The organism is Pseudomonas mosselii (assembly GCF_003205295.1).
GTDB lineage: Bacteria > Pseudomonadota > Gammaproteobacteria > Pseudomonadales > Pseudomonadaceae > Aquipseudomonas > Aquipseudomonas mosselii_B.
In genome coordinates, this window is the sequence record NZ_QJRP01000016.1 from 44,659 (window position 1) to 65,250 (window position 20,592).

The 20,592-nt window shown below is 64.1% G+C and carries 19 protein-coding genes; 16 read left to right on the forward strand and 3 right to left on the reverse strand.

Annotation, left to right across the window (positions count from 1 at the left end; translation table 11 throughout):
* Window positions 1-7: 7 nt before the first annotated feature.
* The 7 genes from DMX06_RS16205 (at window position 8) to ispD (ending at window position 7,728) form a co-directional block, all read left to right on the forward strand.
* On the forward strand, window positions 8-955 hold the full coding sequence (locus DMX06_RS16205) for an acetyl-CoA carboxylase carboxyltransferase subunit alpha (RefSeq protein ID WP_110738407.1): 948 nt from the start codon (window positions 8-10) through the stop codon (window positions 953-955).
* 156 nt (window positions 956-1,111) lie between these two features.
* Window positions 1,112-2,395, forward strand: coding sequence for a tRNA lysidine(34) synthetase TilS (gene tilS / locus DMX06_RS16210; RefSeq protein ID WP_110738408.1), 1,284 nt, complete (start codon window positions 1,112-1,114; stop codon window positions 2,393-2,395).
* Window positions 2,396-2,665: 270 nt separating this feature from the next.
* Window positions 2,666-4,294 (forward strand): CTP synthase, encoded by a 1,629-nt coding sequence (locus DMX06_RS16215; protein WP_110738409.1) that lies wholly within the window; start codon window positions 2,666-2,668, stop codon window positions 4,292-4,294.
* A gap of 3 nt (window positions 4,295-4,297) precedes the next feature.
* Complete coding sequence (kdsA, locus tag DMX06_RS16220; RefSeq protein WP_110738410.1) at window positions 4,298-5,143, forward strand: 3-deoxy-8-phosphooctulonate synthase; 846 nt, start codon at window positions 4,298-4,300, stop codon at window positions 5,141-5,143.
* Between the two features lie 152 nt (window positions 5,144-5,295).
* The gene (gene eno, locus DMX06_RS16225) at window positions 5,296-6,585 is read left to right on the forward strand and encodes a phosphopyruvate hydratase (RefSeq protein ID WP_050704422.1); all 1,290 of its coding nucleotides are present in this window, start codon (window positions 5,296-5,298) and stop codon (window positions 6,583-6,585) included.
* A gap of 157 nt (window positions 6,586-6,742) precedes the next feature.
* Window positions 6,743-7,024: a cell division protein FtsB gene (ftsB, locus tag DMX06_RS16230; protein WP_011535259.1), complete on the forward strand. Its 282-nt coding sequence runs from the start codon at window positions 6,743-6,745 to the stop codon at window positions 7,022-7,024.
* Window positions 7,021-7,728, forward strand: coding sequence for a 2-C-methyl-D-erythritol 4-phosphate cytidylyltransferase (ispD, locus tag DMX06_RS16235; protein ID WP_110738411.1), 708 nt, complete (start codon window positions 7,021-7,023; stop codon window positions 7,726-7,728). The genes ftsB and ispD overlap by 4 nt, the downstream gene beginning before the upstream one ends.
* A 103-nt stretch (window positions 7,729-7,831) precedes the next feature.
* On the opposite strand, the gene DMX06_RS16240 is transcribed toward ispD, so the two are convergent.
* Window positions 7,832-8,734: a LysR substrate-binding domain-containing protein gene (locus DMX06_RS16240; protein WP_110738412.1), complete on the reverse strand. Its 903-nt coding sequence runs from the start codon at window positions 8,732-8,734 to the stop codon at window positions 7,832-7,834.
* Between the two features lie 107 nt (window positions 8,735-8,841).
* Here DMX06_RS16240 and DMX06_RS16245 point away from each other — a divergent pair, with 107 nt between their 5' ends.
* The 8 genes from DMX06_RS16245 (at window position 8,842) to rpoS (ending at window position 16,019) form a co-directional block, all read left to right on the forward strand.
* Window positions 8,842-9,954 (forward strand): S-(hydroxymethyl)glutathione dehydrogenase/class III alcohol dehydrogenase, encoded by a 1,113-nt coding sequence (locus DMX06_RS16245; protein WP_012270857.1) that lies wholly within the window; start codon window positions 8,842-8,844, stop codon window positions 9,952-9,954.
* A gap of 10 nt (window positions 9,955-9,964) precedes the next feature.
* Window positions 9,965-10,813, forward strand: coding sequence for an S-formylglutathione hydrolase (gene fghA, locus DMX06_RS16250; RefSeq protein ID WP_110738413.1), 849 nt, complete (start codon window positions 9,965-9,967; stop codon window positions 10,811-10,813).
* A gap of 111 nt (window positions 10,814-10,924) precedes the next feature.
* Complete coding sequence (gene ispF, locus DMX06_RS16255; RefSeq protein ID WP_028690655.1) at window positions 10,925-11,398, forward strand: 2-C-methyl-D-erythritol 2,4-cyclodiphosphate synthase; 474 nt, start codon at window positions 10,925-10,927, stop codon at window positions 11,396-11,398.
* Window positions 11,395-12,453 carry a tRNA pseudouridine(13) synthase TruD gene (gene truD / locus DMX06_RS16260; protein WP_110738414.1) on the forward strand — a complete coding sequence of 353 codons (1,059 nt, stop codon included), beginning with the start codon at window positions 11,395-11,397 and terminating at the stop codon, window positions 12,451-12,453. Before ispF ends, truD begins: the two co-directional genes overlap by 4 nt.
* Window positions 12,441-13,190, forward strand: coding sequence for a 5'/3'-nucleotidase SurE (gene surE / locus DMX06_RS16265; protein ID WP_110738415.1), 750 nt, complete (start codon window positions 12,441-12,443; stop codon window positions 13,188-13,190). The genes truD and surE overlap by 13 nt, the downstream gene beginning before the upstream one ends.
* Before the next feature lie 38 nt (window positions 13,191-13,228).
* Entirely contained in the window at window positions 13,229-13,867 is a 639-nt protein-coding gene (locus DMX06_RS16270) for a protein-L-isoaspartate(D-aspartate) O-methyltransferase (RefSeq protein ID WP_162175259.1), read from the forward strand.
* A 184-nt stretch (window positions 13,868-14,051) separates the two neighbouring features.
* Window positions 14,052-14,906 carry a peptidoglycan DD-metalloendopeptidase family protein gene (locus DMX06_RS16275; RefSeq protein WP_110738416.1) on the forward strand — a complete coding sequence of 285 codons (855 nt, stop codon included), beginning with the start codon at window positions 14,052-14,054 and terminating at the stop codon, window positions 14,904-14,906.
* 105 nt (window positions 14,907-15,011) lie between these two features.
* Complete coding sequence (gene rpoS, locus DMX06_RS16280; RefSeq protein WP_011535249.1) at window positions 15,012-16,019, forward strand: RNA polymerase sigma factor RpoS; 1,008 nt, start codon at window positions 15,012-15,014, stop codon at window positions 16,017-16,019.
* Between the two features lie 600 nt (window positions 16,020-16,619).
* Here rpoS and fdxA read toward each other — a convergent pair.
* Window positions 16,620-16,943 carry a ferredoxin FdxA gene (fdxA, locus tag DMX06_RS16285; RefSeq protein WP_050704429.1) on the reverse strand — a complete coding sequence of 108 codons (324 nt, stop codon included), beginning with the start codon at window positions 16,941-16,943 and terminating at the stop codon, window positions 16,620-16,622.
* Window positions 16,944-17,083: 140 nt separating this feature from the next.
* Entirely contained in the window at window positions 17,084-19,657 is a 2,574-nt protein-coding gene (gene mutS / locus DMX06_RS16290; protein WP_110738417.1) for a DNA mismatch repair protein MutS, read from the reverse strand.
* A 151-nt stretch (window positions 19,658-19,808) separates the two neighbouring features.
* Between mutS and DMX06_RS16295 the strand changes: the two genes are divergently transcribed.
* Window positions 19,809-20,555, forward strand: coding sequence for a LexA family transcriptional regulator (locus DMX06_RS16295; RefSeq protein ID WP_110738418.1), 747 nt, complete (start codon window positions 19,809-19,811; stop codon window positions 20,553-20,555).
* The last annotated feature ends 37 nt before the right edge of the window (window positions 20,556-20,592 follow it).

Genomic DNA, 20,592 nt, shown 5'->3' on the forward strand with positions numbered 1-20,592 from the left:
GAAGCCTATGAACCCGAATTTCCTCGATTTCGAACAGCCGATTGCCGACCTGCAAGCCAAGATCGAAGAGCTGCGCCTGGTGGGCAACGACAACTCGCTGAACATCAGCGATGAAATTGCCCGTCTGCAGGACAAGAGCAGCACCCTGACCGAGAGCATCTTCGGCAACCTGACCAGCTGGCAGATCGCCCGCCTGGCCCGTCATCCTCGCCGTCCGTACACCCTCGACTACATCGACCATATCTTCACCGAGTTCGAGGAGCTGCACGGCGATCGCCACTTCGCCGACGACGCCGCCATCGTTGGTGGCACCGCGCGCCTGAACGACAAGCCGGTCATGGTCATCGGCCACCAGAAGGGCCGTGAAGTGCGCGAAAAGGTACGCCGCAACTTCGGCATGCCGCGCCCTGAAGGCTACCGCAAGGCCTGCCGCCTGATGGAAATGGCCGAGCGCTTCAAGATGCCGATCCTGACCTTCATCGACACCCCGGGCGCCTACCCGGGCATCGACGCCGAAGAGCGCAACCAGAGCGAGGCCATCGCCTGGAACCTGCGCGTGATGGCCCGCCTGAAGACGCCGATCATCGCCACCGTTATCGGTGAAGGCGGTTCCGGCGGCGCACTGGCCATTGGCGTGTGCGACCAGCTGAACATGCTGCAGTACTCGACCTACTCGGTGATCTCGCCGGAAGGTTGCGCCTCGATCCTGTGGAAGACCGCCGACCGCGCGGCCGATGCCGCCGAGGCCATGGGTGTGACCGCCGAGCGCCTGAAGAGCCTGAACATCGTCGACAAGGTCATCGCGGAGCCGCTGGGCGGTGCTCACCGTGATCCGGCGAAGATGGCGGCCAATGTTCGCGCCGACCTGATCGAACAGCTGGACATGCTTGGCAAACTCGACAACGACGCGCTGCTCAAGCGCCGTTACGATCGCCTGATGAGCTACGGCCTCTGATGGATTCCGGGGGCCGCATCGCGGCCCTTTCGCGACACAAGGCCGCTCCCACAGGATGGCGCCAGTTTCGATTACTGCGCGATCCTGTGGGAGCGGCCTTGTGTCGCGAAAGGGGCGCAAAGCGCCCCCGGCGATCTCAAGCCCTGTGAGGCCCTGATGCTCAACCTCACCCTCTGGCTCAACGCCCCCACCTGGTACGTCGCCTTCTCCGGCGGCCTGGACTCCACCGTCCTCCTGCACCAGCTCGCCGACTACACCCGCAACCACCCCGCGCCTTCCTTGCGCGCCATCCATGTCCATCACGGCCTGCAAGCCGCCGCCGATGCCTGGCCCGATCACTGCCGAGCGGTGTGCGCCGCCCTGGGTGTCGAACTCGACGTGATCCCTGTCCAGATCGCCCCCGGCGCCAGCCTCGAACAAGCGGCCCGCAATGCCCGCTACGGCGCCTTCGAAGCGCGGCTTGGCGCGGGCGAGGTGCTGTTCACCGGGCAGCACCGTGACGATCAGGCCGAAACCCTGCTGTTTCGCTTGCTGCGCGGCGCCGGCTTGCGTGGGTTGTCCGCCATGCCGCAACAGCGGCCGCTAGGGCAGGGCAGCCTGGTGCGGCCATTGCTGGGGCTGTCGCGCCAACAGTTGCAGACCTACGCCGACATGCACGGGCTGGTATGGGTCGACGACCCTTCCAATAGCGATACGGCCTTTGCCCGCAACTTCCTGCGCGGCGAGGTCTTCCCAATCCTGCGCCAGCGCTGGCCACAGGCCGAAGCCAATTTGGCACGCAGCGCCGAACACCTGGGCGAGGCACTGGGCCTGCTGGACGAGCTGGCCGATAGCGACCTGGCGAGTGCCTGCGACAATGCGCCGCTGCACTGGCTGGGGTTGGATTCACTCAGCCTCGAGGCGCTCACCGCACTGTCCCCAGCGCGCCAGCGCAATGCCTTGCAGTTCTGGCTCAGCCAACGCACCCGCCTGCCCGACAGCCGCCACTGGGTCGGCTGGAACGACCTGCGCGACGCGGCGGCCGATGCCTGCCCGGTCTGGCGTCTGACCGACGGCGAACTACATCGCAGCCATGGACGTATCTGGTGGCTGAGTGGCGATTGGCTGGCTGCGGTGTCGGGCGATTACCCCTGGCTGGACAGCGGGAAACCGTTGCGCCTGCCGGGTAATGGCAGCGTTCGCCTGATGTCGGGCCTGCCAGGTGAAGGCCTGCATATCCGCTACCGCCAGGGCGGCGAGGTCATGCAACCGCCCGGCCGCGGCCGGCGCGATCTCAAGCGCCTGCTCAACGAGCTGCAGGTCCCGCAGTTCGTGCGCCCGCGCCTGCCGCTGCTGTATCGTGGCGAGCAGTTGCTAGCGGTGGCCAACCTGCCCGAGCTGGCGCAGGCGGATTGCCAGTTGCACTGGCTGCCGCCGACGAGCGTGCAAGGTTTGAGCTGAAGGGTACATTCCGGTAGACTACCCTCCCTTCTTGATACAACTTCTGTGGGTTGCGCAAAAACACAGGAGTTGCCGATTACCAAGCAGTTTTTTGCTGGGCTGATTTCTTAAAATGACGAGCGAGCTCCATGCCGGGGATACCCCTGGTCTGTACAGACGCGGCAGTTTTTCGAGATGCACTGTGATTGACGCAGGTGATCGGGGGCTTCGGCCTTCCTTCGCTTTCTCCGGCGGCCCATGCCGCCTTAACGCAGACTTCTAGGGTTTTTCATGACGCGCTACATATTCGTCACGGGCGGTGTTGTTTCTTCATTGGGGAAAGGCATTGCCTCGGCTTCCCTGGCGGCCATCCTGGAAGCGCGGGGGCTCAAGGTCACCATGCTCAAGCTGGACCCGTACATCAACGTCGACCCGGGCACCATGAGCCCGTTCCAGCACGGTGAGGTGTTTGTCACCCACGACGGCGCCGAGACCGACCTTGATCTTGGCCACTACGAGCGGTTCATCCGCACCACGATGACCCAGAACAACAACTTCACCACCGGTCGTATCTACGAGCACGTGCTGCGTAAAGAGCGCCGTGGTGATTACCTGGGCGCGACCATCCAGGTCATCCCGCACATCACCGACGAGATCAAGCGCCGCATCATCAAGGGCGCCGGCGATGCCGACGTCGCGCTGGTCGAAATCGGCGGCACCGTGGGCGACATCGAGTCGCAACCGTTCCTCGAGGCGATCCGCCAGCTGCGCGTCGAAGTGGGCTCCAAGCGCGCCATGCTGATGCACCTGACCCTGGTCCCGTACATCGCCACCGCCGGCGAGACCAAGACCAAGCCGACCCAGCACTCGGTGAAGGAGCTGCGCTCCATCGGCCTGCAGCCCGACGTGCTGATCTGCCGCTCCGACCACCCGGTCGATGCCTCGTCGCGTCGCAAGATCGCGCTGTTCACCAACGTCGAAGAGCGTGCGGTGATCTCGCTGGAAGACGTCGACACCATCTACAAGATCCCTGGCGTGCTGCACGCACAAGGCCTGGACGACTTCGTCGTCGAGCGCTTCGGCTTGCAGTGCAACAGCGCCGACCTGTCCGAGTGGGACAAGGTCGTCGACGCCAAGCTCAACCCTGAGCAGGAAGTGACCATCGCCATGGTCGGCAAGTACATGGAGCTGCTGGACGCGTACAAGTCGCTGATCGAAGCGATGAGCCACGCCGGCATCACCAACCGCACCAAGGTCAACCTGCGCTACATCGACTCCGAAGACATCGAGAACCAGGGCACCAGCCTGCTCGAAGGCGCCGATGCCATCCTGGTCCCGGGCGGTTTCGGCCTGCGTGGCGTAGAAGGCAAGATTACCGCGGTGCAGTACGCCCGTGAGAACAAGGTTCCGTACCTGGGCATCTGCCTGGGCATGCAGGTGGCCGTGATCGAGTTCGCCCGTAACGTGATGGGCTGGAAAGACGCCAACTCCACCGAGTTCGACCGCAACAGCGGGCACCCGGTCGTCGGCCTGATCACCGAGTGGGCCGATGCCACCGGCGCGGTCGAGACCCGTACCGAAGCCTCCGACCTGGGCGGCACCATGCGCCTGGGCGCGCAGGACTGCCAGCTGGCGTCCGGCTCCAAGGTCCACGACTGCTACGGCAAGGACGTGATCACCGAGCGTCACCGTCACCGCTACGAAGTCAACAACGTCCTGCTGCCGCAGCTGGTCGATGCCGGCCTGGTGGTTTCCGGCCGTTCCGAAGACGGCGCGCTGGTCGAAGTGGTCGAGTCCAAGGAGCACCCATGGTTCGTCGCCTGCCAGTTCCACCCGGAATTCACCTCGACCCCGCGTGACGGCCACCCGCTGTTCAGCGGCTTCGTCAAGGCGGCCCTGGCACAGAAGAACAAGGCCTGATCCATGACTCAGAAGATCATTCGCGTCGGTAACATCGAGATCGCCAACGACAAGCCGTTCGTCCTGTTCGGCGGCATGAACGTCCTGGAGTCCCGTGACCTGGCCCTGAAGGTCTGCGAGGAGTACGTGCGGGTGACCGAGAAGCTCGGCATCCCGTACGTGTTCAAGGCCAGCTTCGACAAGGCCAACCGTTCGTCGGTCAACTCGTACCGTGGCCCCGGCATGGAAGAAGGCCTGAAGATCTTCGAAGAGATCAAGCAGACCTTCAATGTGCCGGTGATCACCGACGTGCACGAGCCCTACCAGTGCGAGCCGGTGGCCAAGGTCTGCGACATCATCCAGCTGCCGGCCTTCCTGTCGCGTCAGACCGACCTGGTCGTGGCAATGGCCAAGACCGGTGCCGTGATCAACATCAAGAAGGCGCAATTCCTTGCGCCCCACGAGATGAAGCACATCCTCGCCAAGTGCGTCGAGGCCGGCAACGACCAGCTCATCCTCTGTGAGCGCGGCTCGAGCTTCGGCTACAACAACCTGGTCGTGGACATGCTCGGCTTCGGCATCATGAAAGCGTTCGAGTACCCGGTGTTCTTCGACGTGACCCACTCGCTGCAGACCCCGGGTGGTCGCGCCGACTCTGCCGGCGGCCGTCGCGCCCAGGTCACCGACCTGGCCAAGGCCGGTATGAGCCAGGGCCTGGCAGGCCTGTTCCTCGAGGCCCATCCGGATCCGGACAACGCCAAGTGCGACGGTCCGTGCGCCCTGCGCCTGGACAAGCTGGAGCCGTTCCTGGCCCAGCTCAAGCAACTGGACGACCTGGTGAAAAGTTTTCCGACGGTAGAAACCGCGTAAAGCTCGTTTCTCGGGTAAAGTACCGCCCGTTCCACCCCTGACCTTTCGGTCAGGGGCTCCCTTCGCCAGGCCTGCCCGTGCCATGTCGCCTGGTGAACGGCAAGAATTCCCAAAGCTGCGTTGTTTTCGTCAATTCTGGAGTGCTTACAACAATGGCAAAGATCGTCGACATCAAAGGTCGTGAAGTTCTCGATTCGCGTGGCAACCCCACCGTGGAAGCCGATGTACTGCTCGACAACGGCATCATCGGCAGCGCCTGCGCGCCGTCGGGTGCCTCCACTGGCTCGCGCGAAGCGCTGGAGCTGCGTGATGGCGACAAGAGCCGTTACCTGGGCAAGGGCGTGCTGAAGGCCGTCGGCAACATCAACGGTCCGATCCGCGACCTGCTGCTGGGCAAGGACCCGGCCGACCAGAAAGCCCTGGACCGCGCCATGATCGAGCTGGACGGTACCGAGAACAAGGCCAAGCTGGGCGCCAACGCGATCCTGGCCGTGTCCCTGGCCGCCGCCAAGGCCGCCGCCCAGGACCTGGACCTGCCACTGTACGCCCACATCGCCAACCTCAATGGCACCCCGGGCCAGTACTCCATGCCGGTGCCGATGATGAACATCATCAACGGCGGCGAGCACGCCGACAACAACGTCGACATCCAGGAGTTCATGGTGCAGCCGGTTGGCGCCAAGACCTTCTCCGATGGCCTGCGCATGGGCACCGAGATCTTCCACCACCTCAAGGCCGTGCTGAAGGCCCGTGGCCTGAACACCGCCGTCGGTGACGAAGGTGGCTTCGCGCCGAACCTGGCGTCCAACGAAGACGCCCTGGCAGCCATTGCCGAAGCCGTCGAGAAGGCCGGCTACAAGCTGGGTACCGACGTGACCCTGGCCCTGGACTGCGCGGCTTCCGAGTTCTATGAAGACGGCAAGTACAACCTGTCCGGTGAAGGCAAGTCGTTCGACGCCGAAGGCTTCGCCGACTACCTGAAGGGCCTGACCGAGCGCTTCCCGATCATCTCGATCGAAGACGGCCTGGACGAGTCCGACTGGGCCGGCTGGAAGATCCTGACCGACAAGATCGGTGCCAAGGTGCAACTGGTCGGCGACGACCTGTTCGTGACCAACACCAAGATCCTCAAGGAAGGCATCGAGAAGGGCATCGGCAACTCGATCCTGATCAAGTTCAACCAGATCGGCTCGCTGACCGAGACCCTGGAAGCCATCCAGATGGCCAAGGCCGCCGGCTACACCGCGGTGATCTCGCACCGTTCCGGTGAAACCGAAGACTCGACCATCGCCGATCTGGCCGTGGGCACTGCCGCCGGCCAGATCAAGACCGGTTCGCTGTGCCGTTCCGACCGCGTCAGCAAGTACAACCAACTGCTGCGCATCGAAGAGCAACTGGGCGCCAAGGCTGTATATCGCGGCCGTGCCGAGTTTCGCGGCTGAGCAAGAGATGGTAAAAAGGCAGCAGCCGGGGCCGACTGAACGTTCGTACTGATCGTTCGGTTGTCTCCACGGGTTTCTGTCGACGAAGCCTGGCCTCGGCCAGGCTTCGTGCTATCGGAAGCTCGCTGCGGCGGCCTTTTTTACCCTGGATATCTTCATGCGCAGTCCCTATTGGTTGTTCCTCGTCCTGCTCCTGCTGCTCGGCGGCCTGCAATATCGCCTTTGGGTAGGTAATGGCAGCCTGGCGCAAGTGACCGAACTCAAGCAGCAGATCGCCGACCAGCATGCGGAAAACGAGCGCCTGCTGGAGCGCAATCGCGTGCTCGACGCTGAAGTCCTGGAGTTGAAGAAAGGTATGGAGACCGTGGAAGAACGGGCTCGTCATGAACTGGGGATGGTCAAGGAGGGTGAAACCCTCTACCAGCTGCCGCAGAAATGACAAACCAACTGCCGGCCTTCTGGGCTGTGATTCCTGCCGCGGGCGTCGGTGCCCGCATGGCTGCCGACCGTCCCAAGCAGTATCTGCAATTGGGCGGGCAGACGATTCTCGAGCATAGCCTCGACTGTTTCCTCGACCATCCCATGCTCAAGGGCGTGGTGGTCAGCATTGCTGAACAAGACCCTTACTGGCCCGGCCTGCGCTGCGCCACCGATCCGCGCATCCAGCGCGCCCCGGGCGGTAGCGAGCGCGCCGACTCGGTGCTCAACGCACTGTTGCTGCTGCATGCCCAGGGCGCGTCGGATGACGACTGGGTACTGGTGCACGACGCCGCGCGGCCGAACCTGGCGCGTAGCGATCTGGACAAGTTGCTGTCAGCCCTGGCTGAAGATCCCGTCGGTGGATTGCTCGCCGTTCCCGCCCGGGACACCCTAAAGCGTGCCGATGGCGAGGGCAGGGTGGCGGCCACGGTTGATCGCAGTACTGTCTGGCAGGCCTATACCCCGCAGATGTTCCGTCTCGGCATGCTGCATCGGGCGATGGCCGAGTGCCTGGTGTCCGATGTGGCGGTCACCGACGAGTCGTCCGCCATCGAATGGGCCGGCTATGCGCCGCGCCTGGTCGAAGGGCGCAGCGACAACATCAAGGTGACCCGCCCGGAAGACCTGGAGTGGCTGCGCCAGCGCTGGGCCGGGCGCCGCTGAGCGCCGACCTGGCACTGTCCCTGTAGGAGCGGGCTTGTCCCGCGAACACTGGCAAAGCCGGTGCCATGCGACGCGGCGCCTGCTTCGCGGGGCAAGCCCGCTCCTACAGGGGAGAGGTGCGATACTCCGGCAACTGCGCCAACCCTTCCTTCAGGTAGTCGACCAACCTGCGCACCTTTGGCGACAGATGCCGCTGCTGCGGATACAGCGCCCACACTGCCGTATTCGGCGGCTGATGCCCCTCCAGCAACGACACCAGCGCCCCGCTGTGCAAATGCTCGAGCACGTAGTAGTCCGGCAACTGGCACAGCCCCATGCCTTGCAGGGCTGCATCCAGCACCGCCTGGCCGCTGTTGCAGCGCCAGTTGCCCAGCACCCGCTGGCTGATTTCGCGACCCTCCTGTTGCAGCGCCCACTGGTCCGAACTGCCGACCAGGCAGTTGTGCCGCGCCAGCTCCGACAGGCTGTGTGGCCGTCCATAGCGCTCCAGGTAGGCCGGCGACGCGCACAGGTACATGCGTCGCGGCGCCAGGCGCGTGGCTACCAGCCGTGAGTCCTGCAAACGCCCCAGGCGAATCGCCAGGTCCATGCCTTCGTGCAACAGGTCGAGGGTACGGTTGCTCAGTTCCACTTCGACCCGCAACTGTGGGTACTGCGCCATGAAGCGCGTCACTAGCGGCACGATGAAGCGTTCGCCATAGGCCACCGCGCAGGTCATGCGCAGCAGGCCCTTGGGCTCGCTGGCCAGGTCGCCCATGGCCCGCAGCGCCTCCTCGCGGCCATCCTGCAGGCGCTGGCAGTGCTGGAGAAAGGTCTGCCCGGCTTCGCTCAGGGTCACCCGCCGGGTGCTGCGGTACAGAAGACGCGTCTGCAGGCGTTCCTCCAGGCGGGCGATCTGCCGACTGATGTGCGAGGACGACACCCCAAGGCGTTCGGCGGCGGCGGTGAACTGACCCGATTCTGCCACCGCGACAAACTCGTCGATACCCTCCCAGCGACTGTTCATGGATTATCCCTGTGTGGCAATAATGTTTTGTTAGTGGCTGGATTATTCATCAAAACATGGTGAATTACACTGGCAGCCAGTAATCGACACCTTTCTGGAGACCTTTGATGATCAAGTCCCGCGCTGCCGTTGCCTTCGAGGCCAAGAAACCCCTGGAAATCGTCGAGGTGGATGTGGCCATGCCCAAGGCCGGCGAAGTGCTGCTGCGCGTTGTTGCCTCGGGTGTCTGCCACACTGACGCCTACACTCTGTCCGGCGCCGATCCGGAGGGTATCTTCCCGTCGATCCTCGGCCACGAAGGCGGGGCGATCGTCGAGGCGGTGGGCGAGGGCGTCACCTCGGTGGCGGTCGGCGACCATGTGATCCCGCTGTATACCCCGGAATGCGGCAAGTGCAAATTCTGCCTGTCGGGCAAGACCAACCTGTGCCAGGCCATTCGCGCCACCCAGGGCAAGGGCCTGATGCCCGACGGCACCACTCGCTTCAGCTACAAGGGCCAGCAGCTGTTCCACTACATGGGCACCTCGACCTTCTCCGAGTACACCGTGCTGCCGGAAATCTCGGTGGCCAAGATCCAGAAGGAAGCCCCGCTGGAGAAGGTCTGCCTGCTCGGTTGCGGCGTGACCACCGGTATCGGCGCGGTACTCAACACCGCCAAGGTCAAGCCGGGTGACACGGTGGCCATCTTCGGCCTCGGCGGCATCGGCCTGTCGGCAGTGATCGGCGCGGTCAAGGCCAAGGCTTCGCGCATCATCGCCATCGACATCAACCCGGCCAAGTTCGAGATCGCCCGCCAACTGGGCGCCACCGACTGCGTCAACCCGAAAGACTACGATCGCCCGATCCAGGAAGTGATCGTCGACCTCACTGACGGCGGGGTCGATTTCTCCTTCGAGTGCATCGGCAACGTGCAACTGATGCGTGCGGCGCTGGAGTGCTGCCACAAGGGCTGGGGCGAGTCGGTGATCATCGGCGTGGCCGGTGCTGGCCAGGAAATCGCTACCCGTCCGTTCCAGTTGGTCACCGGTCGCGTCTGGCGCGGGTCGGCCTTCGGCGGCGTGCGTGGCCGCAGCGAGCTGCCGAGCTACGTCGAGATGTCCGAGAAGGGCGAGATCCCGCTGGACACCTTCATCACCCACACCATGGGCCTGGAAGACATCAACAAGGCCTTCGACCTGATGCACGAAGGCAAGAGCATCCGCAGCGTGATCCACTTCTGAGGGCCTCGCCATGACCCTGGAAAACCTCTCCTGCCAGAAGAGCTTCGGCGGCTGGCACAAGCGTTACCGGCACACTTCCAAGGTGCTCGGCTGCGACATGGTGTTCGCCGTCTACCTGCCGCCCCAGGCCGAGCAGGGCGAGAAGCTGCCGGTGCTGTACTGGCTCAGCGGCCTGACCTGCACCGACGAGAACTTCATGCAGAAGGCCGGTGCCCAGCGCCTGGCCGCGGAGCTCGGGCTGATCATTGTCGCCCCGGACACCAGCCCGCGTGGCGAGCAGGTGCCGGGCGATCCGGATGGGGCCTGGGACTTCGGCCTGGGCGCGGGGTTCTACCTCAATGCCACCCAGCAGCCGTGGGCCCAGCATTACCGGATGCACGACTACGTGGTGCAGGAGTTGCCGGCCCTGATCGAGGCGCACTTCCCGGCGTCCGACCAGCGCAGCATCAGTGGTCACTCGATGGGCGGACACGGCGCGCTGGTCTGCGCCCTGCGCAACCCCGGGCGCTATCGTTCGGTGTCGGCGTTCTCGCCGATCAGCAACCCGATGGATTGCCCCTGGGGCGAGAAGGCGTTTTCCCGCTACCTGGGGGAGGACCGTGCGTGTTGGCGGGAGTGGGACGCCAGCGTGCTGCTGGCCGAGGCAGGGGAGTGCCCGCCGTTGCTGGTGGACCAGGGCGATCGCGATGACTTCCTCGACAAGCAGCTCAAGCCGCAAGCGCTGGAGCAGGCGGCGCGCAAGGGGGAGCATGCGCTGACCCTGCGCCTGCAGCCGGGCTATGACCATAGCTACTACTTCATCGCCAGCTTCATCGAGGAACACCTGCGTCATCATGCGGTGGCGCTGGGCAGGGTCTGACAGCGCCTGCAATTTCTGTGGGAGCCGGCTTGCCGGCGATGGGCTGCGAAGCAGCCCCAATACCTCAAAAGCAGGTAGAATCACGCCCTGACTCAATCAGGGCGTTTTTCTATGCGTATTGGCCACGGCTACGATGTCCACCGTTTCTGCGACGGTGATTTCATTACCTTGGGCGGGGTGCGTATCCCCCACAAGTTCGGCCTGCTGGCCCACTCCGACGGTGACGTGCTGCTGCACGCCCTGAGCGATGCCCTGCTCGGCGCTGCGGCGCTGGGCGACATCGGCAAGCATTTCCCCGATACCGACCCCCAGTTCAAGGGCGCCGACAGTCGCGTGCTGTTGCGTCATGTGGTCGCCGTCGTGCGCGACAAGGGCTGGAAGGTCGGCAATGTCGACGCCACCATCGTCGCCCAGGCGCCGAAGATGGCCCCGCATATCGAGACCATGCGCCAGCAGATCGCCGCAGACCTGCAGGTCGAGCTCGACCAGGTCAACGTCAAGGCCACCACCGAAGAAAAGCTGGGCTTCACCGGCCGCGAGGAGGGCATCGCCGTGCATGCGGTCGCCCTACTGCTGCCAGCATGACCGAACTGGAACTGCTGGGCCCTCGGGCCTCGGGCGATGCATTGGGCACCGCAGTGCTCAAGGCGGTGGCCGAAGACTTCCAGGTTGATGAAGTCCTCGATATCCCGCTGTCCGGCCAGGGCGAGCACCTGTGGCTGTGGGTCGAGAAGCGCGACCTCAACACCGAGGAGGCGGCCCGCCGCCTGGCCCGCGCCGCCGGCGTGCCAGTGCGCGCCATCAGCTATGCCGGCCTCAAGGATCGCCAGGCCCTGACCCGCCAGTGGTTCAGCCTGCACCTGCCGGGCAAGGCCGACCCTGATCTATCCCGCGCCGAGGACGACACCCTACGGGTGCTCAAGCAGGTGCGCCACCAGCGCAAGCTGCAGCGTGGCGCACACTCGGCCAATGGTTTCACCTTGCGCCTGACCGCGCTGCAGGCCGACCGCCCCGCCCTCGATGCCCGCCTGGAGCAACTCAAGCAGCAGGGTGTGCCCAATTACTTCGGCACCCAGCGTTTCGGTCATGCCGGCGGCAACGTGCACGACGCCCAGGACTGGGCCGCACGCCAGGCATTGCCCGAGCAGCGCAACGTGCGCTCGCGGCTGTTGTCGGCCGGGCGCAGTTACCTGTTCAACCAGGTGCTGGCCGCCCGGGTGGCCGACGGCAGTTGGCAGCGTGCCCAGGTCGGCGACCTGCTCGCGTTCACCGACAGCCGCAGTTTCTTCCCGGCGGAGGAGGCCGAGTGCAGCGATCCGCGCCTGGCCATTCTCGACCTGCACCCCACCGGCCCGCTGTGGGGCGAGGGGCAATCGCCGTGCGCTGGCGCGACCCAGGCGCTCGAGAGCGAAGCCGCCGCCCGCCATCCGGCGTTGTGCCAATGGCTGGCGCGAGCGGGCATGGATCACGAACGGCGCATCCTGCGGCTCCCTATTGGGCGTCTGTCGTGGCATTATCCCGAGCCTGATATCCTGCAACTGGAATTCGTCCTTCCGGCCGGATGCTTCGCCACCGTGGTGGTGCGCGAACTCGTCGATCTGGTGCCGGCAGGGCAGACGGACAGCCCATGCGTATTCTGATTTCGAATGACGACGGTGTTACCGCACCCGGCATCGCCGCGCTGCATGAAGCGCTGGCGGATTACGCCGAGTGCGTGGTGATTGCCCCGGATCAAGACAAGAGCGGCGCCAGCAGTTCGCTGACGCTTGACCGGCCGCTGCACCCGCAGACCCTGGCCAACGGCTTCATCAGCCTCAACGGCACGCCCACCGACTGCGTGCACCTGGGGCTCAACGGCCTGTTGCCGGACACCCCCGACATGGTGGTGTCCGGCATCAACCTGGGCGCCAACCTGGGGGATGACGTGCTGTATTCCGGCACGGTCGCCGCCGCGCTGGAAGGGCGCTTCCTCGGCGGCACCTCGCTGGCCTTTTCGCTCTTGTCGCGCCTGCCCGACAACCTGCCGACCGCTGCCTATATCGCCCGGCGTCTGGTCGAGGCGCAGTCACGCCTGGAGCTGCCGCCGCGTACCGTGCTCAACGTCAACATCCCCAACCTGCCGCTGGAGCACATCCGTGGCATCCAGCTTACCCGCCTGGGGCACCGGGCGCGTGCTGCGGCGCCGACCAAGGTGGTCAACCCGCGGGGCAAGGAAGGCTACTGGATTGCCGTGGCCGGCGATGCCGAGGACGGCGGGCCGGGCACCGATTTCCATGCGGTGATGCAAGGCTACGTGTCGATCACGCCGTTGCAGCTGGACCGCACCTTCAACGATGCCTTCGAGCGCCTCGACGGCTGGCTGGAGGGCCTGCTCTGATGCGTGAACAGGACGATCTGCAGCGTCGCGGCATCGGCATGACTTCCCAGCGTACCCGGGAGCGGCTGATCCAGCGCCTCTACGAAGAAGGCGTGTCGAACGCCAAGGTACTCGAGGCCATTCGCCGCACCCCGCGCCACCTGTTCGTCGATGAAGCCCTGGCCCATCGTGCCTACGAGGACACGGCGCTGCCGATCGGCCACAACCAGACGATCTCCCAGCCGTTCATGGTCGCTCACATGAGCGAGCTGTTGCTGGAGGCCGGGCCCCTGGACAAGGTGCTGGAGATCGGCACCGGCTCGGGCTATCAGACGGCGATCCTGGCCCAGCTGGTGGAACGGGTGTTTTCGGTGGAGCGGATCAAGGTCCTGCAGGACCGGGCCAAGGAGCGCCTGGTCGAGCTCAACCTGCGCAACGTGGTGTTCCGCTGGGGCGACGGCTGCGAAGGTTGGCCGGCGCTGGCGCCTTACAACGGCATCATCGTTACCGCGGTCGCCCCGGAGGTGCCCCAGGCACTGCTCGACCAGTTGGCGCCGGGCGGGCGCATGGTGATCCCGGTCGGGCCGGCGGGGGAGACCCAGCAACTGATGCTGATCGTGCGTGAGGAACATGGCTTCTCGCGCCGGGTGCTCGGGGCCGTGCGCTTCGTGCCCCTGCTCAACGGCCCGCTGGCCTGAGCGGCGCAACGGAATATTTGCGCCGGCGACGAATTCTTGCGCCTGGCCCCTGTCTATCTGGCGTGGCGTTTTTCGTACACCAATCAGGCCAATTGCGAGTCACCCCTGGCAGGGTGGCTCGGTTATAATTGAAACAATATTGCATTTTGTATCGTCATTATTTGACAGCATGAGGGGAGCGCGGGTGGGTCACACAGGCATGCGGCAGCGCAAGGATCGGTCGGTATTGAAGCTTCTGGTGATTGCGCTGGCCATGGGGACCCTGCTGGCTGGCTGTTCCAGCACCAGCTCCAACGGCGCCCGCGTGGTTGATCGCAACAACGCCGCGCCCAAGCGCCCGACCGTTACCTCGGGGCAGTACATCGTCAAACCCGGTGACACATTGTTCTCCATCGCCTTCCGCTATGGCTGGGACTACAAGGAGCTGGCGGCGCGCAACAACATTCCCGCTCCCTACACCATTCGCCCAGGTCAGCCGATTCGTTTCAGCAGTGGCGCGGGGGGGAGCACCACGGTCGTCAGCAGCCCTTCTTCGTCGAGCAAGACCACCGTCATCCGCCGACCGGTTGCGACCACCGCGCCGGCGACCGGTAATGGCAAAAGTGCCACTACTGCCCCTTCCACCACCTCGCAAACGGTTGCCCAGGTGCCCGCCGCAGAGCGCGCCGTCGGCGGTTGGACATGGCCGGCGAGCGGCGTGCTGATTGGTAAATTCGCTTCAAACGGTAGTTTGAATAAAGGCATTGATATCGCCGGTGATTTGGGACAGCCTGTTTTTGCTGCGTCTGATGGAGCGGTGGTCTACGCCGGCAGTGGCTTGAGGGGCTATGGCGAGCTCATCATCATCAAACACAGCGATACCTACGTCAGTGCCTACGGTCACAACCGCAGGCTTTTGGTTCGGGAGGGGCAGCAGGTCAAGGCAGGGCAGACGATCGCAGAAATGGGGTCCACGGGCACTGATCGGGTGAAGCTGCATTTCGAGATTCGCCGCCAGGGCAAACCCGTCGATCCTCTCCAGTTCCTGCCACGCCGTTGATCATTGTCCCGGCCTGTTCCTTGGATGTAGAGGGGACAGGCTCCAGCGCTGCCATGGAAGGGTGACGCTCGAGTCTGAGTTCGAACTCAGCAAAGGACTATAACAATGGCTCTCAGTAAAGAAGTGCCGGAGTTTGACATCGACGATGACCTCCTTCTCATGGAGACTGGCATCGTTTTGGAAACGGATGTGGTGTCAGACGAACCTGCTGTACCTTCGGTTCGGACCAAGTCGAAACAGGGCGCGTCGCTCAAGCAGCACAAGTACATCGACTACAGTCGCGCACTTGATGCCACTCAACTCTATCTGAATGAAATCGGCTTCTCGCCCCTGCTTTCGCCAGAGGAAGAAGTGCATTTCGCGCGCCTGTCGCAAAAAGGCGACCCGGCTGGTCGCAAGCGCATGATCGAAAGCAACCTGCGCCTGGTGGTCAAGATCGCCCGCCGTTACGTCAATCGTGGCCTGTCGTTGCTCGACCTGATCGAGGAAGGCAACCTGGGCCTGATCCGTGCGGTGGAGAAATTCGACCCCGAGCGGGGCTTCCGCTTCTCGACCTACGCGACCTGGTGGATCCGCCAGACCATCGAACGGGCGATCATGAACCAGACGCGCACCATCCGCCTACCCATCCACGTGGTCAAGGAGCTCAACGTCTACCTGCGCGCTGCCCGCGAGCTGACGCAGAAACTCGACCACGAGCCATCGCCGGAAGAAATCGCCAGCCTGCTGGAGAAACCGGTGGCCGAGGTCAAGCGCATGCTCGGCCTGAACGAGCGGGTATCCTCGGTGGATGTCTCGCTCGGCCCTGACTCCGACAAGACGCTGCTCGACACGCTCACCGACGATCGCCCCACCGATCCGTGCGAATTGCTGCAGGATGACGACCTGTCGCAGAGCATCGACCAGTGGCTGGGCGAGCTGACCGACAAGCAGCGCGAGGTGGTAGTGCGGCGTTTCGGCCTGCGCGGGCATGAAAGCAGCACCCTCGAGGATGTCGGCCTGGAGATCGGCCTGACCCGCGAGCGCGTGCGGCAGATCCAGGTCGAAGGCCTCAAGCGCCTGCGCGAGATTCTCGAGAAGAATGGCCTGTCCAGCGAGTCGCTGTTCCAGTAGTCACTGACGTGCACCAGGCAAACGCCCCGACTTGTTCGGGGCGTTTGCGTTTTAGATTGGCTGATCTGACGCCATCGCGGGGCAAGCCCGCTCCCACGCTGCTTTTGCGGGCTGGACGCGAAACCTGTAGGAGCGGGCTTGCCCCGCGAAGGTGTCCTCAATCCCAACCCCATAGCCTGCTCCCCTGCGAAGTATTTATTTCTCCACCCTCGTAGCATCGCGTGTAAGCATTTGCTCACTCGTCATGTAAGTGATCGCTGTAGGGATCAGTAAATCAATGTCGTTTCCAGTGGCGTATTTTTTCTAACTGCATGAAACATATAGGTTTTATAAATGCAAAAAGATGTGTCACCTGAATCATCCTGAGATATTCGCCGCTTGTTCCCTACCGGGGAATCGCTAGTATTCGAACTGTGTCAAGGGACAGACACAGGCCTTCAAGGATGACGGCCAGGGACATCGCGGGACGCGATTCATCAGGATGATGATTGGGACATACAGGGACTACGGAAAAAATGTGGGCGGGTCAAACCGCCCCTTTTTTTTGCCTGGCGAAAATGAAAAAAGGCCCTTTCGGGCCTTTTTCGCAACTGGGCGCGATCAGCGCTCCAGGTCGGCAATCTTGCCCGTCTTGCCATCCCACTCTTCGGCGTCCGGCAGGGCGTCTTTCTTCTCGGTGATGTTCGGCCAGATCTCCGCCAGCTCGGCGTTCAGCTCGATGAAGTTCTCCATGCCGGACGGCACTTCGTCTTCCGAGAAAATCGCCTGGGCCGGGCACTCCGGCTCGCACAGCGCACAGTCGATGCACTCGTCCGGGTGAATCACCAGGAAGTTCGGGCCTTCGTAGAAGCAGTCCACCGGACAGACTTCCACGCAGTCGGTGTACTTGCATTTGATGCAGTTGTCGGTGACGACGAAGGTCATTTCTAATTCTCTCCTCAGGCGACGGCAGCTTGCCCTTCCTTACCAGGGCAGCGCGGTTCACGGTGCTGGCTGCAGGCCAGGCTAATAACCTGCAGTGCTCGCAAACCGCGCCGGATTCTACCAGCTTGCGCGGTGGGCCGTTATAACAGGTTTTTCAGTTGATATAGCATTTCGATAGCTTGGCGCGGCGTCATGTCGTCCAGGTCCAGCTTGCCCAGCTTCTCGATGGCCGGGTGTGGCAGGCTGGCGAACAGGTCGCTCTGGTGCGGCACGTGAGGCATGTTGTCGCGGGCTGGCGTGACCGGCGCTTCGTGGGGCAGGCTGGCGGTCTCCAGCCGGCCCAGGTGCTCGCGGGCACGCTGGATCACCGTCGCCGGCACGCCCGCCAGCTGCGCCACGGCCAGCCCGTAGCTCTGGCTCGCAGGGCCCGGCAGGACGTGGTGCAGGAACACGATGCGTTCGTTGTGCTCGGTGGCGTTCAGGTGCACGTTGGCCACCAGCGGCTCGCTGTCCGGCAGCACGGTCAGTTCGAAGTAGTGGGTGGCGAACAGCGTGTAGGCGCGCAGCTGGGCCAGGCGCTCGGCGGCGGCCCAGGCCAGCGACAGGCCGTCGAAGGTGCTGGTGCCGCGGCCGACTTCGTCCATCAGCACCAGGCTGCGGTCGGTGGCGTTGTGCAGGATGTTGGCGGTCTCGCTCATCTCGACCATGAAGGTCGAACGCCCGCCGGCCAGGTCATCGCTGGAGCCGATACGGGTGAAGATGCGGTCGACCGGCGACAGTTCGCAGGCGGCTGCCGGGACGAAGCTGCCGATATGCGCCATCAGCACGATCAGCGCGGTCTGGCGCATGTAGGTGGACTTACCGCCCATGTTCGGGCCGGTGATGATCAGCATGCGCGTGCTGTTGTCCAGGCCCAGGTCGTTGGCCACGAACGGCGTGGTCAGCACCTGTTCGACCACCGGGTGACGGCCCTGCTCGATACGCAGGCACGGCTCGTCGACGAAGCTTGGGCAGTTCAGGTCCAGGTTCAGGGCGCGCTCGGCCAGGTTGCTCAGCACATCCAGCTCGGCCAGGGCGGCGGCGCTGTCCTGCAGCGGCGCCAGGTGTTCGATCAGGGTTTCGAGCAGGGCGTCGTAGAGCATTTTCTCGCGGGCCAGGGCGCGGCTCTTGGCCGACAGTGCCTTGTCCTCGAACGTCTTGAGCTCGGGGGTGATGAACCGTTCGGCACCCTTGAGCGTCTGCCGGCGGATGTAGTCGGCGGGCGCCTGCTCGGCCTGCTTGGTCGGCAGCTCGATGAAGTAGCCGTGCACGCGGTTGTAGCCGACCTTGAGATTGGCCAGGCCCGTGCGGGCCTTCTCGCGGGCTTCCAGGTCGATGAGGAACTGGCCGGCGTTCTCGCTGATCGCCAGCAGCTCGTCCAGTTCGCTGTCGTAGCCGGTCTTGAGCACGCCACCGTCGCGGATCACCGCCGGTGGGTTGTCGATGATCGCCCGCTCCAGCAAGCCGGCCAGCTCCGGGTAGGTACCGGTGATCGCGGCCAGGCGCGCCAGGTGAGGGGCTTCCAGCTCGGCCATGGCGTTCTGCAGCTCGGGCAGGGCGCCGAGGGCATCGCGCAGGCGCGCCAGGTCACGGGGACGGGCGTTGCGCAGGCCGATCCGCGCGAGGATCCGCTCGATATCGCCGATTTCCTTGAGCTGCGGCTGCAGCTTCTCGAAGCGGTAGCCGTCGAGCAGGCAGCGGATCGAATCCTGGCGAGCCTTGAGCACCTTCAGGTCGCGCAGCGGACGGTTCAGCCAGCGGGTCAGCAGGCGGCTGGCCATGGCGGTCTGGCAACGGTCGATGACCGATTGCAGGGTGTTGTCGCGGCCACCACCCAGGTTGATGTCCAGCTCCAGGTTGCGGCGGCTGGCGGCATCGAGGATGACCGTGTCGTCCATGCGCTCGTGGCGCAGGCTGCGAAGGTGGGGCAGGGCGGTGCGCTGGGTTTCCTTGGCGTAGGTCAGCAGGCAGCCGGCGGCGCCGATGGCCAGGGTCAGCTTGTCGCAGCCAAAGCCCTTGAGGTCCTGGGTGGCGAACTGCTGGCAGAGGCTCTTGCGCGCCGTGTCGCGGTCGAAGTCCCACGGTGCGCGGCGCCGGGCGCCGGGGCGCTTCTCGGCCGGCAGGCCCTGCGGCCAGTCGTCGGGGATCAGCAGTTCCACCGGGTTGATGCGCTCGAGCTCGGCCAGCAGGTTCTCCCAGCCCTTGATCTCCTGCACGCTGAAGTTGCCGCTGGTGATGTCCAGCACCGCCAGGCCGAACAGCCGCTCGTCACCCAGCAGGGCGGCGATCAGGTTGTCGCGGCGCTCGTCGAGCAAGGCCTCGTCGCTGATGGTGCCCGGGGTGATGATACGCACCACCTGGCGCTCCACCGGGCCCTTGCTGGTGGCCGGGTCGCCGATCTGCTCGCAGATCACCACCGACTCGCCGAGCTTGACCAGCTTGGCTAGGTAGCCTTCCAGCGAGTGGAAGGGAATCCCGCACATGGGAATCGACTGGCCCGCCGACTGCCCGCGGGCGGTCAGGGTGATATCCAGCAGTTTCGCGGCTTTCTTCGCATCTTCGTAGAAGATCTCGTAGAAATCGCCCATGCGGTAGAACATCAGCTGGTCCGGGTGCTGGTTCTTCAGCTTCCAGTACTGCTGCATCATCGGGGTGTGTGCGGAGAGATCAGACATTCAGGGCCTTACAGCGGGTGGTCTGGTGGCAAATTTCGAAACCGCTAATGGTACAGGCTTTTTCCAGCCGACGCAGGCCGGATGGGTGGGGCAAATCTGCGCAGGTTGACTGTTGCAGGGACCATTGCATTTTCGTTTCCACGGTTGCATTATGCGCATTATGCAAAAACGCAACGTAGCCTCCGTACTCAGAGAACTGCTCGCCCGCCACGGCCTGTCCCCCACAGAGCTGCATCGGCGCACGGGCGTGCCTCAATCCACCCTGTCGCGGATTCTCAGCGAGAAGATCGTCGATCCTTCGGACAAGCACGTCTCGAAGATCGCCGAGTACTTCGGCGTGAGCACCGACCAGTTGCGCGGCCGCGTCGAACTGGGCGAGTCCCGTGACGCGGCTCCGCTCGTCCAGGGCCACGCGGCCCTGAGCGATATCAGCCTGTGGGACGATGAAACCCCCGTCGAGGATGACGAGGTCTCCGTTCCTTTTCTTCGTGAGGTCGAGTTGGCAGCAGGATCAGGAAGATTCGTCATCGAGGAAAGCGAGAACGCTCGCTTGCGCTTTGGCAAACGCAGCCTGCGCCACAATGGCGTGCAGTTCGACAACGCCAAGTGCGTGACGGTACGTGGCAACAGCATGCTGCCGGTGCTGCGCGATGGCGCCACGGTCGGGGTCAATACCGGTAAAAGCACCATCGGCGACATCATCGACGGTGACCTTTATGCCATCAACCACAATGGCCAGCTGCGGGTGAAACAGGTGTACCGCCTGCCTACCGGCATTCGCCTGCGCAGCTTCAACCGCGACGAGCACCCCGACGAGGACTACAGCTTCCAGCAGATGCAGGAAGAACAGATCAGCCTCCTTGGCCACGTCTTCTGGTGGGGCATGTACGCCCGTTGATCCCCAGCCCTCGATAAAAACCCGCCTCGGCGGGTTT

What these genes read in the sequence shown, in the direction of transcription:
- ispD (WP_110738411.1), top strand. Translation starts at nt 7,021, where the DNA reads ATGACAAACCAACTGCCGGCCTTCTGGGCTGTGATTCCTGCCGCGGGC.
- ispF (WP_028690655.1), top strand. Translation starts at nt 10,925, where the DNA reads ATGCGTATTGGCCACGGCTACGATGTCCACCGTTTCTGCGACGGTGAT.
- kdsA (WP_110738410.1), top strand. Translation starts at nt 4,298, where the DNA reads ATGACTCAGAAGATCATTCGCGTCGGTAACATCGAGATCGCCAACGAC.
- mutS (WP_110738417.1), bottom strand. Translation starts at nt 19,657, where the DNA reads ATGTCTGATCTCTCCGCACACACCCCGATGATGCAGCAGTACTGGAAG.
- rpoS (WP_011535249.1), top strand. Translation starts at nt 15,012, where the DNA reads ATGGCTCTCAGTAAAGAAGTGCCGGAGTTTGACATCGACGATGACCTC.
- ftsB (WP_011535259.1), top strand. Translation starts at nt 6,743, where the DNA reads ATGCGCAGTCCCTATTGGTTGTTCCTCGTCCTGCTCCTGCTGCTCGGC.
- surE (WP_110738415.1), top strand. Translation starts at nt 12,441, where the DNA reads ATGCGTATTCTGATTTCGAATGACGACGGTGTTACCGCACCCGGCATC.
- truD (WP_110738414.1), top strand. Translation starts at nt 11,395, where the DNA reads ATGACCGAACTGGAACTGCTGGGCCCTCGGGCCTCGGGCGATGCATTG.
- eno (WP_050704422.1), top strand. Translation starts at nt 5,296, where the DNA reads ATGGCAAAGATCGTCGACATCAAAGGTCGTGAAGTTCTCGATTCGCGT.
- DMX06_RS16205 (WP_110738407.1), top strand. Translation starts at nt 8, where the DNA reads ATGAACCCGAATTTCCTCGATTTCGAACAGCCGATTGCCGACCTGCAA.
- tilS (WP_110738408.1), top strand. Translation starts at nt 1,112, where the DNA reads ATGCTCAACCTCACCCTCTGGCTCAACGCCCCCACCTGGTACGTCGCC.
- DMX06_RS16215 (WP_110738409.1), top strand. Translation starts at nt 2,666, where the DNA reads ATGACGCGCTACATATTCGTCACGGGCGGTGTTGTTTCTTCATTGGGG.
- DMX06_RS16295 (WP_110738418.1), top strand. Translation starts at nt 19,809, where the DNA reads ATGCGCATTATGCAAAAACGCAACGTAGCCTCCGTACTCAGAGAACTG.
- fdxA (WP_050704429.1), bottom strand. Translation starts at nt 16,943, where the DNA reads ATGACCTTCGTCGTCACCGACAACTGCATCAAATGCAAGTACACCGAC.
- DMX06_RS16240 (WP_110738412.1), bottom strand. Translation starts at nt 8,734, where the DNA reads ATGAACAGTCGCTGGGAGGGTATCGACGAGTTTGTCGCGGTGGCAGAA.
- fghA (WP_110738413.1), top strand. Translation starts at nt 9,965, where the DNA reads ATGACCCTGGAAAACCTCTCCTGCCAGAAGAGCTTCGGCGGCTGGCAC.
- DMX06_RS16270 (WP_162175259.1), top strand. Translation starts at nt 13,229, where the DNA reads ATGACTTCCCAGCGTACCCGGGAGCGGCTGATCCAGCGCCTCTACGAA.
- DMX06_RS16245 (WP_012270857.1), top strand. Translation starts at nt 8,842, where the DNA reads ATGATCAAGTCCCGCGCTGCCGTTGCCTTCGAGGCCAAGAAACCCCTG.